Genomic DNA, 18,789 nt, shown 5'->3' on the forward strand with positions numbered 1-18,789 from the left:
AAGCCATAGCAATTAGAAGAAGAAGACAGCCCAATAGAAGGGTTATTCAAGAAGACAAACACAAGATTAACTCCAAAATTACGGCGCAAAAGTTGCGTTTAGTTGGAGAAAATGTAGAAGTGGGTATTTATACCAAAGGTGATGCCTTAAGGCTAGCTGATGAATTAGGTTTAGACCTAGTTGAGATTTCGCCAAAAGCTGATCCACCTGTTTGTAAAGTTATGGATTACAAAAAGTTTCTTTATGAACAAAAGAAACGTGAAAAAGCATTAAAGGCTAAGGCATCTAAAGTGGTGGTTAAGGAAATTAGATTTGGACCGCAAACTGATGACCATGATTACGAGTTTAAAAAGAAACATGCCATAAAATTCTTAAAAGACGGTGCCAAATTAAAGGCGTTTGTGTTTTTTAAGGGGAGGTCGATTATATTTAAAGAGCAAGGACAAATTTTATTATTACGTCTAGCTCAAGATTTAGAAGAGTTTGGTAAAGTAGAACAAATGCCAAGGCTTGAAGGAAAACGAATGACAATGTTTATTGCTCCAAAGAAGTAATAATTAAAGATAATTAAGCGCAATAATTAAAATCTAGGAAAAGAAATGCCTAAAATGAAAACAAAATCTAGTGCCAAAAAACGTTTTAAGTTGACGGGTACTGGTAAGATTAAAAGAAAGCACGCTTTTAAGAGTCACATCTTAACAAAGAAGTCTAAAAAGCGTAAGCTTGTGTTAACCCATGACACATTAGTGCATAAGGCTGACGAAGATAATATTAAAACGATGTTACGTTTAAAGTAACACCAGTTTTAATCGGTTAAAACAATTTATAAACCCTGGAGTTAGGCTCATTTGATTTACGATTAAAGATTGACAATTTTTGATTTAATGACAAATACTAAAGTGTCGATTATCGACCGCCTACTACAAAAACAATTAAAATTATGCCAAGATCAGTAAATTCTGTAGCAAAAAGAGCCCGAAGAAAAAAGGTTCTTAAACAAGCAAAAGGTTACTTTGGAAGACGTAAAAACGTTTGGACAGTAGCAAAAAATGCGGTTGATAAAGCGATGCAATACTCGTACAGAGACCGTAGAAACAAAAAAAGAACATTCCGCGCCCTATGGATTACGCGTATTAACGCAGGAGCTAGAGAACACGGTTTGTCTTATTCTCAATTTATGGGGAAACTAAAAGCTAATAATGTCGAATTGAACCGTAAAGTTCTTGCAGATTTAGCTATGAACCACCCAGAAGCTTTTAAAGCAGTTGTAGATAAAGTAAAATAAGGCGCTTAGCCTATTTGTAAAACATATTTCGCTTAATTTAAAAATCCGATTCGCAAGAGTTGGATTTTTTGTTGAATTATTTTTTGGGCGTTACCCTTCGCTCATACCTACAAGGTTTCCAAAACCTTGCATGATCGCTTCGGGTCGGGCTTTCGGTAGTCGCTCCCTCCTATGGTCGGGGAGCTTCAACAATACCTCAATCCCTAACGCATCTATCCGGCGAGGTCTGTGCAAAAATCAATTTGCTCATATTCTTTATTTGCTAAATTCTAGACTCCAAAAGCAGTAATCACCAATTTACGTCCACCACCATGGTTGCGATGTTCGCATAAATAAATTCCTTGCCAAATACCCAGATTTAGCTTTCCATTAGTAATAGGGATCTGCACCGAAGTTCCTAAAAGTGAAGCTTTGATATGCGCGGGCATATCATCAGAGCCTTCATAAGTATGCTGGTAATACGGGGCATTTTCTGGAACCATTTTGTTAAAGTGGCTTTCGAAGTCCGTCCTTACGGTATAATCCGCATTTTCATTTATGGTTAAACTTGCAGAAGTGTGTTTTATAAAGACTTGTAACTGTCCAGTTTGTATGTCTTTAATTTCTTCAATAGCAGTTAAAACTTCATCTGTAATTAGATGAAAACCTCTAGAATATGGTTTTAATTTAATTTCGTTTTGAAAGAATTTCATGTCTTTGATATTGAACTAATCAATTTATAGTGGATTCCTGCCTGCGCAGGAATGAAAACGCATGCTTTAATTAATATCCCTAGCCATTTCTTTTAATGCCACTTTAAACTCTTTCCAGTCAATTTTACCATCCCCGTCTTTATCGTAACCATCAATTAATTTTGAGCCAACCAATCCGCGAATAAAGCCATTGATCTCGGCTTCCCTTAGTAATTTAACCACTTCTTTTTTAGATAGTTTTCCATCTCCATTTTTGTCGAAAAAATTAAAAGCATCCTGAGGCGAATCAAAATGCTTAGTGAGTACGATTTGAATTTTTTTAATGATTGTTTTTTTGGATGCCATATTTTTAGTTTTTTAAGTTTTAGAACTAGATGTGTTCAATTTAAGAAAAAGACTCTTACAAACCATCAACTAATTTGGGGAATGTATGAAAGCTGGCAGATAGGTGCGTATTCTATGATAAAAACCAAATAAAATCTAGATAATTTATGTTGCAAATTTATAGGTATCCACGAAGGGCGAATCTCTATTTATCACTGCAAAAATTCGACTAATAATTTTACATCTTACATTATTTAAAATCAACATTTTATTTTTACCCTCCTCTTGTTTTCTTAGATAATATGCCCGTAGCTGTGCATCATGTTTAACCGCAGAGAGCGCGCACATTTGAAGCAGCGATTTCATTGTTTTATCCGCCATGTGATGCACCTTTGTCTTGCTTCTTATACTTGAGCCCGAACTGTACCCAAAAGGGGCAACACCTGCATAACAAGCTAGTTTCCTCGCCGAAGCAAATACCTCAAAGCCTTTTGTTGCTATTATAAAATAAATGGCTGTTTTCTCCCCAACGCCCTTAACACTTTTTATGAGTTCGAATTGCCGGTTTAATTTAGGGGTTTGTTTTATAATATCTCGCATTTTGGCTTCAATAGACTTTAAACTCATTTGGAGGAATTTTACGGTTTTCTTATTTTGGGATGCTATGGTGTTGTAGACATCGGGCGAGATAAAATCTTTATTTTCTTTAGTCATTCCAAATAGTAAAAGTGATTTTTTGAGTTTCTCGCGTTCTGTAAAAAGCAATTTTAACTGCTGTATTTCTTTCTCTGGAATACTTGAAAGTTTAAGCTTGTCTATATTCCTAATACTATAAAATGCAATATCACCTGCGTCAGACTTATCACTCTTACCTCGTGATATACCCTTGGATCGCTTAATCTCTACTGCTGGAACAATCCAATAATCAAAATTGTTATCAAAACAAAAGCAGCTTAATGGAAAGGTATAAACCCCTGTATTTTCAAAACAGAATAAGGTGTTCTCAAAATCAACACCGCCCTGTTTTAACCTAAGGCGCATACCCTTTAAACCTTTGGCATTATTAGCAACAACAAAATGATCTTTTTGGCTGATGTCATTCTTGTTAACCATAACAACATCTAGTTTTAATTTTGAAATGTCAATACCTACGTGAAACAAATAATTTTTCATAATTTTAACCTTAAGTAAATTAAAAATGTTGAACTTCTTTAGAACCTTTATTAGAGCTTTTATCTACTATTCTATTTGAAGCAATTCAACGGATATTCAAACTGAAAACAGAGGACTGATACGCGCGCTAAGTCTATCTTAGTTAGGGATATAGTTCACCTCTGTTTTCTTTTGAATAAAGGTAACTTTTACTCTGAATACAAACTAAAGGTTAGGGATAGTAGCGGCATCCTTTTTTGCCTTACGCTATGACCTTTCGACTGTGCTCAAGGTGACAAGCAAAAAAGATATAGCGAATAGCCCGACCCGAGTACGCTGACTACATGAAACTGACAAAAGTTTCATCGAGGGGAACGCCTAAATGAATTTTATTAATTACACCCTAATCATGAACAGGATCCTGTGTACAAGGACAATTACTGATACCTTGTAAAAAGTTGATACCAATGGTTACCACGTGAGTTCCTGAGTTATATGTTGCCAATTCGTTTGTTGTAATTTGATAGGCATAACCAAAGTAAAAAATGTTTTTTTGGAAACCCACCATAGGGCCAATATTTAATGGTTTTAAAACCTGATCGTTCAAGAAACGATATGAGATGCCTCCCCAATAATAATCGCCATAACGATTGTATTTTCTAAACTTAAAATTTAAATCGGTTGCAGATCGATCATCACTATCAAACCATTGAAAAAAAACAGAAGGCTCATATTCTATTCCGCTTTTTTTAGGGCCTCTAAAAGTATACCCCGAGTACAATTGGTAATTAAGTAATAATCCTGGTTCTTGATTTCTAATAAATTCATCGAAGTTTTTAGGAAGTACATTATTAAAATTAAGGCTTGTGAAAAAGCCACCATACCTAAATAGTGCACCAACATCAAAATTATGGTTTGTTGTTCGCCTATCATCGGTTACCATAGGGTCAATAGTAGGGTTTTCAAAGGTGGTATTAAAGTTATTGATATCTATCCTAAAGTTATTGATGTTATAAGAGATACCGAACGACAAATACATTTTTGAATAGTAATCTAATATTAAATGGTGAGCAAAGGTGAATTTACCACCAGACTGAATGGTGTTTCCGTTTCTATCGCTATAGAACGATAAGCCTATACCTGTTCTATCTGCTATTCTAACATCCCCGTAAATAGATTGATTATCTGGCGCACCTTTTATACCTACCCATTGGGTTAAACCATTGGCTCTAATTTTTAAATTATCTCCAATACCTGCATACGTTGGGGCTACTACAAAATTATTGTCGGCTAAATATTGTGTAAAAACAGGCAAGTTCAATTCTTGACTATAACTTTTCACCATTACAATAAGTAATAGCCCAGTTATTAGGTTTCGCATCTTAGTATTTTTTTTATCTCTTATCATCTCCGTTTTATCTGTAGAGTGTAAAGTGGCCTACGAATGACCTATCGTTTCTATTATCATTTAGTTTAACCACATACCAATAATCTCCTGTTGGCAGTTCCTTTCCTTTATACTTACCGTCCCACTTATCATCAACATTTAATGTTGCTATTTTACGTCCGTATCTATCGAAAATATCAAAGGTTAAATCTCTGTATTGTGAGGTACATCCGGGGCCCCAACCACCATTGGCAGGAACAAAGTAATTTGGTATACATACATCTATAAACTCCATAGGAATTGACGCTTCAAGCGTACACCCATTTCTATCAGTTACGGTCACAATATAAGTACCAGACTCATAAATTAGGAATGTAGTTTCACTTCCACGAGACTCTCCATTGAGTGTAAATTCGTAATTACCTGTACCGCCAGTTACAATGGCTTCAATTTCGTTTAATCCTCCGCCCTCTTGCAACATTAATGTTAATGGTTGATAATCTTCTATATCAAATAAATCAGTTCGTTTTATACATCCATCAACATGTCTTACATCTATGTAATGATCTAATCCTGAGGCTACATTTGTAAAAACATTACTTGTTTGGTAAGCGCCGCCGTCCAATGCGTATTCTAAATCAGCAGAATCAACAGTATCATTCACATTCAAGTTTACGGTCACCGTATTGGTTAATGAGTTATCCACGCATGCATATTCAATAACTAATTCTGGATTAAAATCGATGGCATCTGGGAAATCAATTTCAAACTCCGCCTCGCAACCCTCATTATCTCTTAGGTAGACTACATGGTTTCCACCAGCCAAATCGGTAAAATCAAAAATGGTTTGTGTGTTTGTTCCTGTTGTGTAAGGCCCATCATAATCATCTAAACTTACTTGGTATGGTAGGCTTCCACCAGAAATATCGACACTAAATGCGCCGTTAAGTTCTCCAGCACATAATTCAGGTACTAAAGAATTCGGTACTACCGTTAAGAACACAGGTGCTGGTTCATTTATACTGAAATCAATAATTACAAAACACCCTAATTCATCCTGAACTACTGCTTGATAACTACCAAGAGCTAAATCTTCAAATATTGGTTCATCAAAAAATTGATTTAATTGGGGTGAAATAGCATACTTAATTGTTCCTGTTCCGCCTGTAGCTAACATTTCTATAGATCCGTTATTTTCTCCAGTACAAGTAATATCAGTAGTATTAAAAGTTACTTCTAGCGGTAAAGCAGGTTCTGTAACAGGAATTACTGCCGAGGTATTCAAACAATCGCCACTATCTACCCTCACCTGATAATTACCAGCCGGTAATTCCGTAAAAACTCCAGGTGTATTTTGGGTTGCCGGAATTGCATTTCCAGAAGTATCTTGTAATGTATATACGTAATTACCTAGGCCACCTTCAGCGGTTGCTATTATAACACCTGTACTATCGCCAGTACAATTTATTGTTGCGTTCATCGCATCTAAAGCAATCGTTACATCTGGAAGTGGATCGATTGTAATTTGATTTGAAACATCGGCAATACAACCATTGGCATCTCTTACATAATATTGATAATTTCCTGCTGGAACAGGGAACGTGGTTGATGTTGTAAACGTTCCGATAATTGTAGCAAAACTGCTATCCGCGCTATAGCTGTAAGGCCCATTTCCACCTGTTGCGCTTAGTGTTAATGTGGACTCCGTTGTACATGTTTGAGAAGTTGCCTTAACTAAAGTTGCTTGTACTTCTGTAGGTTCATCTATTACGATATTTGGTGTGGTAAATTCACAGTTATACCCATCTGTAACCGTAACGTTATACGTACCAGCCCCCAAATTACCAAACACTGTTGATGTTTGTGGTCCAGAAGAAGACACTGTAGGTAATATTTGGTTAAGCACATAGGTATAGTTTGAACCTTGTCCACCAGTTGTAGTTGTAACAGTAATTGTTGCATTAGTATCTCCAAAACATGAAAGCAATGTATTGCTTGCACTTATCGTGGCATCAATGGGGTTTGGTACAATAAGCGTAACATCATCTGAAGCAACACAACCTCCAGCATCACGCGCGTTTACGGTGTAAACACCAGCTTCTAAATTTGAGAATGTTCCATTTGGAGAAAAAGCTACTATTGCTGCACCTGTTAATTCGTACTCGTAATCGCCATATCCTCCACTTGCAACTGCTGTAATTGTACCGCTATCATTATCACAGGTAACATTTGATGTTTCCGTAGCTACAACTGTTAATGGAGTTGGTGGTGATTGGATAATAACGTTAGTAGTTGTTGTACAGAATGGACTTGCAGTTTGCGTAATTACTACACTGTAGATTCCCGATGCCATTCCTGGAACAACTTCTGGGTTTATTGATGTATTTGCATTAACCACTCCAGTAATTGAAGTTGATGTACTATCAAAAACTTCGTAGGTATAGGGTCCTGAATAACCAGAAACATTTATCTCAAAACTGCCTGTATTATCTCCAAAACAAGTTACAGCAGATGGGGTAGTTGTCACCGTTGGAGGAATAGCCTCAGGTAATACTACTTCGATATCAGCAGAACATGAATTAGCATCTGTTATAGTAATCGTATATGATCCTGAAGGTAATCCTGAGAATACATTTCCACTTAAAGTCCCTAAACTTGGGCTAATAGTGTATGTATAGACACCTGTTCCACCAGTACCTGTTATAGTAATTTCTCCATCATCATTATTACATGTTGGTAATGCTGTTACACTTGGTGTTAAATCAACCGGAGGAGCAATATCTACAGTAACTAAATTGCCACAACCATTAGCATCTTGAATTTCTATGGTATGACTCCCCGAAGCTAAATTAGTAACGGTAAATGGTGCTGTTTGGGTTTGAAAAGTGCCTCCATCAATACTATAACTGTAAGGTGCAATACCTGCAGTCGTTAAAGCTACATCAATTTCAAAATTACCTTCTGTAACCGTACATCGGTTATTTACAGTTACCGTAATTATCGGTTCAGGGTCTTGCGGCAATATTAGTGCCGTTGTAGTTTTAATACAATCATAAGCATCCTTAACATGAACATAATATGTGTTTGCATCGACATTAAAAGTATTAGCTGAAGCCCAAGATAGATCAGTTGCTAATGGTGCCGAAGCTGTCGTTGTAATTTGATATAGATAAGGTGGTGTACCATCTCTAGCAATAGCACTTATTAATCCTGCATTAGGGTTACAATTTGCATTGCGATCAACCGTCGCAGTAATGCTTAAATCTATAGCCGATTCATTAATATTGAAAGGTATAGTTACCAAGCCACAACCTGCATTTGGCCCACTAGTTTCAGTTATTGACACGAAATAAGTTCCGAATGGTAATGGGCCTAAGTTAGTAACAGGCAAACTTCCACCTGCTGGTACAACTCCAGTTCCAGTAATACCAGTAGTTACTAGAGATAACGAGTTGAAAATCTCATAGTTAACATTAGTTGCAACACCATAAACACTATTGATGGTAAATGACACATTACCATCTGCACTTCCTACACAAGTAATATTGTTTGATGTTAATGCCGACGAAGTTAAGGTTGAATTTGTAGGTACAGAGGCCGAAGCGGTTTCATAATAACTACAGCCTGTTGAGTCGTCATAAACTATAAATGTATAGGTTACACCAGGTAATAATCCTGTAAATGTTGTTTGAGGTGTACCCACAACTGGCGTGTCTTGTAAAACCCAAGTACCTCCTGGTGGCGGTGGTGGAACCGTACCTCTATAAATATCAAAATAAAAAGGACCAGAACTTGCTAAAGCAGAACTTACACTTACCGTAGCTTCTCCTCCTGTAGTACAGTTTATACTTGCATTTACGGCTATATCTAAATCGTTTGGTGGGGAAGCCACTAAAACATCCTCCACTAAAACAGAGCAACCGTTTGCATCTACTACATTTATTTGGTAAAGTCCAAAATCTACTACATCAAAAGTTGTAGATGTAGTTCCTGAAGCATTTAATTCCGCAGCAGAATATCCATTGGTTCCAGTTACAAAATAATTATAGGGTGCTGTTCCCCCTGTAACACTTTGCACAATAACAGAACCTTGAGAAACACCTCCACTTAAAACATCACAGGTGATGGGTAATGAGGTATGCACTACATTTATTGGTGTAGGTTCTACAATTGTAATGGTTTCGGTATCTGTACAAGAATTAGCATCTGTAAGTATGATGGTATAATCGCCTGCTGGCAAACCTGAAGTTTGTGTTCCATAGTCCGTACCTGTAGTATCGTTATTTACGTTTATAATAAATGGTGGTGTTCCAACCGTATTATTGATAGTAATACTAATTGCCGCATTTACATCTCCATTACACAAATTATCTTGTGTTTGTACTACGGAAGTTATTTCTGGTAAAGAAATAGCGCTTATAGTTTGCACTCCTGATTCTGCAGTACAATTATTCGCATCAGTAATTTGAAATTGATAATCTCCATCTGTTGGTACTGAATAGGTAAATGCTGTTCCTGTTGCGCCAAGGTTTGTGTAAGTTCCTCCGTTTATAGAAACCGCATAAGTAAATGGTGCGGTTCCTCCTGAAATTGTGCCTTGAATAATACCGTCTGGAGACGCTGTACAATCTAAATTTTTGGTGATTACTGTTCCTAAAGTTAATGGTGGAAGCGGATCAATTGTATAGGTTTCAGCATATGTACATTCGTTAGCATCCCTAACTTGGAATGTATATGTTCCAGGGTTTAAACCTGCAAAAATATTTGATGATTGGTATGCTGTGGCCAACCCTGAAGGTGCTATGATTTGGTATTCAACCGGTGCTGTTCCCCCAGTAACCGTAAGTGCAACATCCGAAGTATTTGCTGGACAAGTTATCGGAGTGCTACTAAAACTTAAATCAGTAGGCGGATTTAATGCATCAATGGTAATTGGCGCAGCTACAAACGTACACACATTGGCATCTCTTACCGTCACTGTATAAGTTCCAGATGTTAATCCAGTAAACGTCATTCCTGGTTGGAAGTTTATGCCATCAATACTGTATTCATAAGGTGAAGTTCCTCCCGTTACTCCCGATACGGTAATTTCACCATTTGAATTACAGGTATATGGTGATGTAAGTGTAACTGTTCCATTAATAGCAGTAGTTGTTGTTACTGTAATAGTTTGCGGTGTAGTTGTACATACATCAACTCCTGATGTATATTCAACAATTACATCATAATCTCCAGCCGTTACATTAGTAAAATTAGGTGAGTTTTGATAGCTAGTACCATTATCAATACTATAACGCAATGTGTTTCCGTTAGGGTTTGAAACATTTACTGTTATGGTACCACTATCTGGTTCATCAGCACATAAAATATCAGTTTGTGACACTGTAAAATCTGGAGCAGGAATAGCATCAATAGAAATAGTAGTTTCCGCTTCACAATTATTGAAATCTACTACTCTAATTGTATATGTTCCAGCAGCAGGCACATCAATTATTGGTGTACTTTGGAATGTAGTTGAACCATTTACAAAATAGTAATATGGTGGTGTTCCTCCTGTTGGATACGCCGTAATTTCTCCATTAGTACATGTTAAAGGTTTTGTAATAGCCGAAGTTATTTCTAACAACGGCGGCTCTATAATTTCAAGATCTCCAGTATATGTACAACCATCTTCTGTAGAAACATTAACAGTATATATTCCAGGGTTTAAATTTTCAAATGTATAATTATCATCTAAAATTGGTCCAACACTATTTACTAAGGTTGGTCCATCATAAATTGAAAAGAAATATTGTGGACGCGCATCATTTGCTGCAAGAACTACACTTCCTAATTCACCATAACAGATGGGCTGTGTTACCGTAGTTTGAACCGTAAAATCTCTTTCTCTGATTTGAACATCCGGAACACTGAAAATACATGGGTTTGGAGTTACTCCAACTTGTCTTATGTATACTGAATAGATTCCTGCTGTATTTACAGAAAACGTATTACTTAATTGATAATTTGTACCATCAATACTGTATTCATAGCCGCTTGGTACACCGCCAACAACAATTTCACCAGGAGTTGCACAAATGATATCCCTAGAAGTTACTGTTGGTACCAGAAGGTTTTCATATACATTGAAGTAAAACTGATTGAAACAACCACCATCATAATTCAATGTTAATCTGTATTGACCAGCAGTATCAGCTGTATAGTTTGCGCCTGTGGCTACTTGATTCCATGTACAAGTATTACTTTCGTTAGCACAGTCTTCATTTAAAACAGCGTCGCAACTTGATTCATCTAAAACCTCCCATATTATGGAAGTTGCATCGGTAATATTTGTTTGGATAAACCTTGAATCGTTTGCACCACACAAAAAGATATTTGGTAATTCCTTTCCATCATTAGGACAAACAACCACCTCATCAGCAAAAGGAATTACCGGATTTGTAACGTTTGAGCCAAAAAGTGTAACATCAAATTGCTGGGTAATAGATTGACAAGGTGCTGTGGCAGCATTATATACATAATATGTTCCTGTAGCATTTACTGTTATAGATTGACCTGTTCCAATAACAGGTGTCAAACTTGGGCTGGTAGACCATGTGTAGGAATCATAGCCATCGCCAGCTGTTAAAGTCGTAGAATCACCACAAAGCACTACATTTTCATCAAACGTACAATTTAAATCGGCCAAAAAGTTTGTGGCTCTTGGTGTGATTAAACAACCTGTATTACTATTGTAACTGGGATCGTCAGAAATTGTAAAGTTTGGATTTATGGTTCCTTGATAAGTAGCATAAGCCTGATTATCAATTATATTGGAACACGCATCAGTCAATAAACTACAATCCGAAACAACAGTTACTCTAAACCTTATGTCTTGAACTGGGTCATTTTGCTCAACAATTGAACGATCAACACTAAAAATAATTTCTCTTGTTGTAGGGTTATAGCTTTGAACGGTTACGCCTGTTGGTAACGATACTATGTCCGCAGGGTAATTAAATACTATGTTTGTTGGTAAAACATCTCTAATGGTAAGATTGGTAGCATCATCATTACCTGTATTCTGAAAACCTATAACATAGTTTAACTCGTCACCCAAATCTACTTCCTGTCCCTCTATATTTGTACCAAATTCATCTTCAACAATTTTGGTTAGCACAATATTTGGTGCGATAATTTCAATGGCAAAGGCACTAAAATAGTAGTAATAAATATCCAAATTACTTCCTAAACTTATGGTAGCTGTAGTATCGCCATTACCGATTAGTGTATTTCCTGCGTTGGGTATATTAATAATTCCAGCATCAAACCCAAGTGTATTTGTACCGGCAGGATTTCTATCAAAAAATAGCTCTGGCGTGTTTGTTGCGGGATCTATAATAGATACAGTACTGTTAAAAAAGTTATTCCCTGGTCTTATAACGGTACCTGAATTATCCGTGGCATCAATCACACTTCCATTCAACTCCAAATAGTCACCTGTATATCTTCTATCACCTTCAATTGTACTAAACGCAAATTTTGCACGAACAGGACCAACTGGAATGGTTTGAAACCCCGAAACAGGAAAGGTTTCGTTTATGGTGCTGGTAATTTTAGTAAAACCGTCAAATGATGTAATGTATTTACTTGGCAATAAGGGATCTTCATAAATAACAAACAACGACCAACCTGCTGAAAGTCCTTCTGAATTTGGCTTTGGACCTACTAAGGATGATATATTTGCAACCCCATAGGTGCCTTCTGGATTTGGTAAAGCAGTAAGAATATCGGTTACATCATGATAATAGACATAAGTGTTTGAATTATTGTTGTTTGTGGCATTTTGAAAATAAATTTGTGTTCCGGTAATATCTTGATAGGCAGCACTCCCAGGTACCCTGAATTTAATATCAGATATTGGCTCAGCACCATTTACGACGGCACTCCAATACAACCCTGCATACACTATTTGATAACAATTGGCATCACTTGGTACATCTAAATCAGCCGTACTGGAATTAAATGTAGTAGGGTCGCTGTCGATATCTACATAAACTGCAGCATCAACTCTATCATTCGTGTCATTTCCATTATACGGATTGGTGACATGTAACCCAACATTACTATTTCCAATCAAAAGCATATCACCCTTGATAGCCTCATCATATCTTGGTGAAAATGGAACAACATTTTGTGCAAAACACTGTATACCCATTAAGAGCATCAAAGCAGGGATACAGTTTTTTACATAAGTAGGTGTTTTCATGGTTGTTAGTTTTTCTATTTCAATTCATTTGGGGTTGAGAGAAATAGCAATCTGTTTTTATTTAATTCTTCTAGTTATCAATTTTTACGAGGGACATTTTACCATTGTAAGGTTTGCTTCCTTTTTGGTCTAAAGCATTTTTTGCTTGACTAATGGAGTCAAACTTTTCATAGTATATAAAATATTTGTTAGTTTTTACATCAAAGAAATAGTTAACGTTTTTCTCTCCAGCAGCAACAACTTTTTCTACAAATTCATCACGTTTTTCCACACTGTTATGAACTGCAATTACCATATAATATCCTGATTCTTCGTTTAATACATTCTTTATGATTTGAATATTTTTAGTCTGCTCTTCACCAAAATCAAAATCTTCTTCCTGTAAAGGAACTGTGCTTTCATCTGTAAACTTCTTGATTCTTTCTAATGCGGCTTTATCCTTATTATATCTATCTTGCTGGTTATCATATGCCGCACGACGTATTCTTCTTTTTCTCTCAAAATCAGTGTCTTCGGTTATTTGTTCTAAGTTTGAAAACAACCTTTCTTTAGAGTTTTTAATTCTAAGTTGATCTGCCTTTATTTGGTCTAATGCATTTATATAGAATTCGTTAATTCCTTCTGCATCTTTTCTAAATTTTCTTTTTCGTTTAATGAGAAGTGCTTCAAGCTCAATCATCTTAATTTCTTGTGCTTTCTCAAATTTTTCAATGTCGTCTTTTAAGGTTTTTATTTCAGCATTTTCGGCTGATAAACTCTTAAAAGGCTTTGGTGCTAAATAAATTCCCTTTTCGCTTAGATCGTTTTCTTCTTTTAAATCGTCTAAATCTTTTTGTTTAACATTAATCTTTTCAGATAATCTTTTTATTAAATCATTCTGAGCTTTTTTAGCACTATTAGTTTGGCTCACTAAAGCTTGTATTTCTTTGGAAGCATCATCCTGTGCTGCTGGCACCTCTTCTTCAATATCCCTATTTATGGTTTCAGCTTCTAACTTAGCAGTAGTTTCTTCTTCCAACCTTACTCTTTCGGATTCAGCTCTAACTCTCGCTTCTTCTTCGGCTTTGAGTCTAGCGGCCTCTAAGTCCTTTCTTTCTTGTTCTTCTCTAGCTTTAGCCTGGACAGCTTCTTGTGCTAAACGCTTTTGTTCAGCCTCTTTAGCTTTTGCTTCTGCTTCAGCTTTCTGTCTCTGGATCTCTTTTTGTTTTCTTGCTTCTTCCTCTGCTTTTAATCTTACCGTCTCCTCTTCTACTCTCTTTCTTTTAGCCTCAGCTTCTTGATTAGCACTTACTTCCTTTTCTGCTTTTATTCTAGCTAATTCTTCTAGTCGTTTTTTCTCCTGCTCTCGTCTTAATCGTTCCTGTTCTGCTTTAAGTTTTACGGCTTCTGCGGCCTTTTTTTCTTGTTCCTTTCTAGCCTTTATTTCTGCTTCTTGTTGTTGTAAACGTTTTTGCTCAGCTTCTTTGGCTTTCGCCTCAGCTTCAGTTTTTCGTCTTTCTCTATCTAGTCTTTTACGTATCTCTTCTTGTTCTTTTAACTTTGCTGCCTCTTCTAGTCTTTTTCTTTCATCCTCCTGTTTCAGCTTTAGTTCTTGCGCTTCTTTTTTACGTTGTTCTTCTAAGGCTTCTTCTTCTTGATTATTGGTTTCAATAACTTTATTTACGCCTTCTTTTGACTCTGAAACAACTTCTTGTTCTACTTTCGCTTCAGATGCTTCTGCTTCTGCTTCTGCTTTTCTTTTTGCAGCAATCTCAGCTCTTCGTTCTGCGATTCTTGCACGATCTTCGTCTGTTAGATTATTTTGTTTAGCTCTTCTTCTATTTGAATTAAAGACTGACTGTTGCTCCTCTTCATCACCATAGTTGTATCTATATTTATTGTTAAATCGATAGGCAACCGTAATTTCATGAGAACTCCCAAAATCTGAGAAATCACCCAAAGACTGTTCGTAATTATACTCCACCGCTATATTATTGGTAACATTTAGACCAACTCCTGCAGATGCACCAAATAATGTGTTGTAGCCCACTTGCGCCCAAATCCCTTTTGGAACGTTTAACATTCCGATTCCAGAAATAACAGTTTGGTCCTGTTTAAATTCACTTCTAACCAAAGTAGAAAATCTACTTTCATCAAAAAATCCTCTTGAATTCATGTACCCTGTGTACATTACATGTACTTGAAGTGCCTGTTCTGGATTGTCCTCAACAATCTGGGATTCGTTTAAATTATAGGATACTAAATTATTTATGGCTACACCAAAATCAAAAAAACCTGTACCATAGTTTATCCCAGGATTAACAGTGATTAAAAAGTTTGACGGTATATTTTGAAGAGATGGATCAGGTGTATTCACTACTACTTTCCCTTCATTTAGTCCGCTTTGGTAAGCTCCAATATTTAACCCAAAAGTCAGGTTACTTTCTCTACTTATATTGGCGTTATATGCGAAATTTAAAATCCCACCAAATGTGGTTAAAACACCGAAATCTTGCTGAAACAAACCAATACCTGCACCTATGTTTTCAGAAAAACGACCTGAATAACTAAATAAATAAGACTGTGGAGCATCATTAAATTGAGCCCATTGCTTCTTATTGGTAAAGCTAATATACTTGTTTTGCTCTCTTACAAAGCTAAACGTTGGGTTAATGGCATATCTATTAAACTTCAAGGAGTTTCTAACAGGTAATGCCAATGCAACAATACCATTGCTCTCTTGAGAATGGAATTGCTGAATGGTACATAACGCTAGAAACATATATAATAGATATTTATTCATTTTATTTTAGAACCGTAATAGATCCCTTTTTTATATTTTGATTTGAGGTTTTGATTATATAATAGTAAACCGGATTTACGTCTTTGAAATTTAAGCCACTATCGGGCCAATTATTTTGATAATCATTGGTGCGCAACACTACTTTTCCCTGTGTACTTATTAATGTAACTTCTGTATTTGTGCCACTCACAAATTCTTGCGGAATAACCCAAGTGTCATTAATACCATCACCATTAGGCGTAATCACATTAGGAATGTTTGCCACATCAGGAAACGGCTCTGTAACTCTAAAGTTTATTTCTTGTGTAGCATTACAGCCCTCGGTTTGTGTAATCTTTACTTTGTAGTTTCCTTGCTCTGTTACTTCATAACTATTTTCATCAGCACCAGTAATTTGTGCATTATTCAAATACCACTCAAATATGGGATTGCTTGCTGATGTGGTTACGCTTACCATCAATCTTTCACCAGATTCCAGTCTGTTATTTTCATCTACATCAATTTCACTTGTAAAATCTGTATTTATCAAATTTATTGATGCTGAAGCGGTACAGTTATCCAAATCTATTCTTACATCATATTTTCCAGCCTCGTTGGTTTCGTACTTTTGGTTGGTAGCTCCATCAATTGCTTCACCATCTTTAAACCATTGATAGGATATACCGTTAATGACCCTTAAAGTTGTAGGTCCGTTTGTTGCACAATAAGGGTTACCCAAACTAGAACTAATAGAAGATGATGTTGTACCAGATGTTGCTTCACTTACTGTAACCCTATTAGAAAATGAATCTGACGTACAGGTGCCGTAGTTGGTTTCAACAAAATAGGTGCCTTCCGAATTAACCTCTAAACTATCACCATTTGCTACAAAAACTGATGTGGTAGAACTTGTTTCTTTGTACCAATTAAATGTTAAGCCAGGGTATTGTAAAGGCGAATCATTCATCGCATCACCTGGGTTATCGATAGTAAGCAAATAACTTCCTCCAGCACAAAATACACCTGTATCTATCAAATTGTTTATGGTAAAAGGGCTATCTTGTATTTTGTAATAAGCAGCAAATACATTTGAAGCACTGCTTGTAGCCTCAGGAGCAGTACTTTTTACTCTTAACTTGTAGCCTTCTCCAGCGGTTTCCGTAGGTATTGAAAAGCTTAATGTAGCAGGAGAAGTTGTTACGCTTCCTGGTGCAGTAGTGTATACGTTCGTTGCGTTAGAAAAACTCCCATTAGCATCGGACAATTGTATAATAAATGTATTAGATGCTCCTAAATTTCCCTCAGGTGAAAATGAAAACGTAACGTCGTAGGAATTAAAAATAGAACTAGCACATGCTTGAGTAAAGCCTAAATTAGGTTTACTTATAACTACTTGTGCCACTAGCGTTGACGACAGCAACGCTAGTGAAAAGAAGGAAATATAAAAAACATTAAAATTCCTCATAAAGTTCTATCATTTAATAAAACCTCTAGGAATTTGATTTCTAATGAACATTAGATTTTGCCTAACTATGTTGGGCTGTAAATGAGATTAAATACCTAGAGTTATTTCATAATTATTAGTTAATAATATCTTTTAGTCATCAAATGAATCTTTATCAATATTTGATGCTATGATTTTGTTTATTCTAAGTCTATAATCTGGTCGTTTAACGTTATCGGCAGCAATAAAGGTTTCTGTGTTATTACTTTTTGAGTATACATTAAAAAACACTCTATTACCATACCAATTTTCTAAATCGTCGTTGTTAGAATTATTTTCAACAAAAATGTTACCGTTACAATTATTGAAGTACATCTCTTCGAATCTAATTTTTTCTAAATTACTTTGGTTAACACGGATATTTTCGTCTAAAATCACAGCTGGATTAAATCCAGAAATAACACTTTTTGACATGTTTAATTCAGCATCAGCTCCAATAAAAATGGCCTCATGAACTAAATTCATCTTAATCGCAGCCTCTAAATCTTTACTGGTATTTAAAAAAGTAAGATTGCTAGCATCCAATGATGTCTTGCTTTTTTCAAAATCTACTTCTTCTTTCTTTTGGTATGAAAGTACTTCCAAGCATCTGTCGCCGCTTCCATTTGAAGCATATGGAGACCTAACTGCTAAAGAATTAAAAATTTTTGATGTAGTACCGTAATTAAATTTGAAATCTGTCCCTTTGGATCTATAAGATACCATATTCGACATGGAAACGCTTCCTCCCCATATTTCAAACCCATCCTCTCCAGAATTACTTACCATAATATGATCTATTTCCGTACCTGCTCCAACGCTGGCTAGCAATAGCCCATTAAAGTATGTGTCCTGAGATACACGCTTACCTGCACATTCGATACGAACATACTTTAAAACACCTGAAGAGTCCAATATTTCATTGCCGCCGTAATTAGTATTGCCATAATCTGATGGACTAATATTTGGGTAAAAATTTGCCACAGAACCTGATCCGTATCTATTTATTGGAGCATCACCAAGAATAATTAAACCACCCCAATCCCCTGTTCTTTTAATACTTCTATTAGAAGTAAAAATGATGGGATCTGTAGATTTTCCCTCTGCTAGAATTTGAGCACCTCTAGCTATGGTTAATGAACCATTAGTCTTATAATCACCAAGAATTAAAGAGCCAGGTTCAATAGTTAGGGTTACACCAGGAGCAACAAAAACACTTCCTAGAAGTAAATAGACTTCACTTTTCTTTAATAGCGCATCTTCAGATATGGTTCCTGCTAAAATTTGTGTTGGCTCACCGTAATCAATCTTATTTGATTTAAATTGTGTCCAGTTATTTAGCCAATTTACATCTCCAACTATACCTTTTTCCTGTTGTGCAAAACAACTAAAAGTGATTGAGATTGCTAAAATGATTTGAGTAATGTTTTTCATCATACTTAATATTTTCCATATAG

11 protein-coding genes are annotated in these 18,789 nt (G+C 36.0%); 3 read left to right on the top strand and 8 right to left on the bottom strand.

All coding sequences use genetic code 11. The features are described 5' to 3' along the window. The first annotated feature begins 44 nt into the window (after positions 1-44). The 3 genes from infC to rplT all read left to right on the top strand — a co-directional run bounded on the left by infC (position 45) and on the right by rplT (position 1,285). Complete coding sequence (infC, locus tag AC1B0Z_RS05675) at positions 45-554, top strand: translation initiation factor IF-3 (protein ID WP_483795257.1); 510 nt, start codon at positions 45-47, stop codon at positions 552-554. A 45-nt stretch (positions 555-599) separates the two neighbouring features. Further along, the gene (gene rpmI / locus AC1B0Z_RS05680) at positions 600-797 is read left to right on the top strand and encodes a 50S ribosomal protein L35 (RefSeq protein WP_483794638.1); all 198 of its coding nucleotides are present in this window, start codon (positions 600-602) and stop codon (positions 795-797) included. A 143-nt stretch (positions 798-940) separates the two neighbouring features. Next, entirely contained in the window at positions 941-1,285 is a 345-nt protein-coding gene (rplT, locus tag AC1B0Z_RS05685; RefSeq protein ID WP_483794640.1) for a 50S ribosomal protein L20, read from the top strand. Between the two features lie 269 nt (positions 1,286-1,554). Here rplT and AC1B0Z_RS05690 read toward each other — a convergent pair whose 3' ends face one another. The 8 genes from AC1B0Z_RS05690 to AC1B0Z_RS05725 all read right to left on the bottom strand — a co-directional run bounded on the left by AC1B0Z_RS05690 (position 1,555) and on the right by AC1B0Z_RS05725 (position 18,769). After that, a complete protein-coding gene (locus AC1B0Z_RS05690) occupies positions 1,555-1,977 on the bottom strand; it encodes a secondary thiamine-phosphate synthase enzyme YjbQ (protein WP_483794641.1) in 423 nt (140 codons plus the stop codon). Between the two features lie 66 nt (positions 1,978-2,043). Then, a complete protein-coding gene (locus AC1B0Z_RS05695; protein WP_483794642.1) occupies positions 2,044-2,322 on the bottom strand; it encodes an EF-hand domain-containing protein in 279 nt (92 codons plus the stop codon). A gap of 144 nt (positions 2,323-2,466) precedes the next feature. Further along, positions 2,467-3,474, bottom strand: coding sequence for an IS110 family transposase (locus tag AC1B0Z_RS05700; RefSeq protein WP_483794644.1), 1,008 nt, complete (start codon positions 3,472-3,474; stop codon positions 2,467-2,469). A 382-nt stretch (positions 3,475-3,856) separates the two neighbouring features. Next, positions 3,857-4,834, bottom strand: coding sequence for a PorP/SprF family type IX secretion system membrane protein (locus AC1B0Z_RS05705; RefSeq protein WP_483794646.1), 978 nt, complete (start codon positions 4,832-4,834; stop codon positions 3,857-3,859). Positions 4,835-4,868: 34 nt separating this feature from the next. Continuing rightward, complete coding sequence (locus AC1B0Z_RS05710) at positions 4,869-13,088, bottom strand: T9SS type B sorting domain-containing protein (protein WP_483794647.1); 8,220 nt, start codon at positions 13,086-13,088, stop codon at positions 4,869-4,871. Between the two features lie 70 nt (positions 13,089-13,158). After that, a complete protein-coding gene (locus AC1B0Z_RS05715; protein ID WP_483794649.1) occupies positions 13,159-15,870 on the bottom strand; it encodes a PorP/SprF family type IX secretion system membrane protein in 2,712 nt (903 codons plus the stop codon). 1 nt (position 15,871) lies between these two features. After that, positions 15,872-17,314: a T9SS type B sorting domain-containing protein gene (locus AC1B0Z_RS05720; protein WP_483794651.1), complete on the bottom strand. Its 1,443-nt coding sequence runs from the start codon at positions 17,312-17,314 to the stop codon at positions 15,872-15,874. A gap of 132 nt (positions 17,315-17,446) precedes the next feature. Next, positions 17,447-18,769: a hypothetical protein gene (locus AC1B0Z_RS05725; RefSeq protein ID WP_483794652.1), complete on the bottom strand. Its 1,323-nt coding sequence runs from the start codon at positions 18,767-18,769 to the stop codon at positions 17,447-17,449. Between the last annotated feature and the right edge of the window lie 20 nt (positions 18,770-18,789).

Source organism: Hyunsoonleella sp. J2K-J805 (genome assembly GCF_057167125.1).

Coding starts and splice junctions, on each gene's coding strand:
- rpmI (WP_483794638.1), top strand. CDS start 600: ATGCCTAAAATGAAAACAAAATCTAGTGCCAAAAAACGTTTTAAGTTG.
- rplT (WP_483794640.1), top strand. CDS start 941: ATGCCAAGATCAGTAAATTCTGTAGCAAAAAGAGCCCGAAGAAAAAAG.
- AC1B0Z_RS05690 (WP_483794641.1), bottom strand. CDS start 1,977: ATGAAATTCTTTCAAAACGAAATTAAATTAAAACCATATTCTAGAGGT.
- AC1B0Z_RS05695 (WP_483794642.1), bottom strand. CDS start 2,322: ATGGCATCCAAAAAAACAATCATTAAAAAAATTCAAATCGTACTCACT.
- AC1B0Z_RS05700 (WP_483794644.1), bottom strand. CDS start 3,474: ATGAAAAATTATTTGTTTCACGTAGGTATTGACATTTCAAAATTAAAA.
- AC1B0Z_RS05705 (WP_483794646.1), bottom strand. CDS start 4,834: ATGCGAAACCTAATAACTGGGCTATTACTTATTGTAATGGTGAAAAGT.
- AC1B0Z_RS05710 (WP_483794647.1), bottom strand. CDS start 13,088: ATGAAAACACCTACTTATGTAAAAAACTGTATCCCTGCTTTGATGCTC.
- AC1B0Z_RS05715 (WP_483794649.1), bottom strand. CDS start 15,870: ATGAATAAATATCTATTATATATGTTTCTAGCGTTATGTACCATTCAG.
- AC1B0Z_RS05720 (WP_483794651.1), bottom strand. CDS start 17,314: ATGAGGAATTTTAATGTTTTTTATATTTCCTTCTTTTCACTAGCGTTG.
- AC1B0Z_RS05725 (WP_483794652.1), bottom strand. CDS start 18,769: ATGATGAAAAACATTACTCAAATCATTTTAGCAATCTCAATCACTTTT.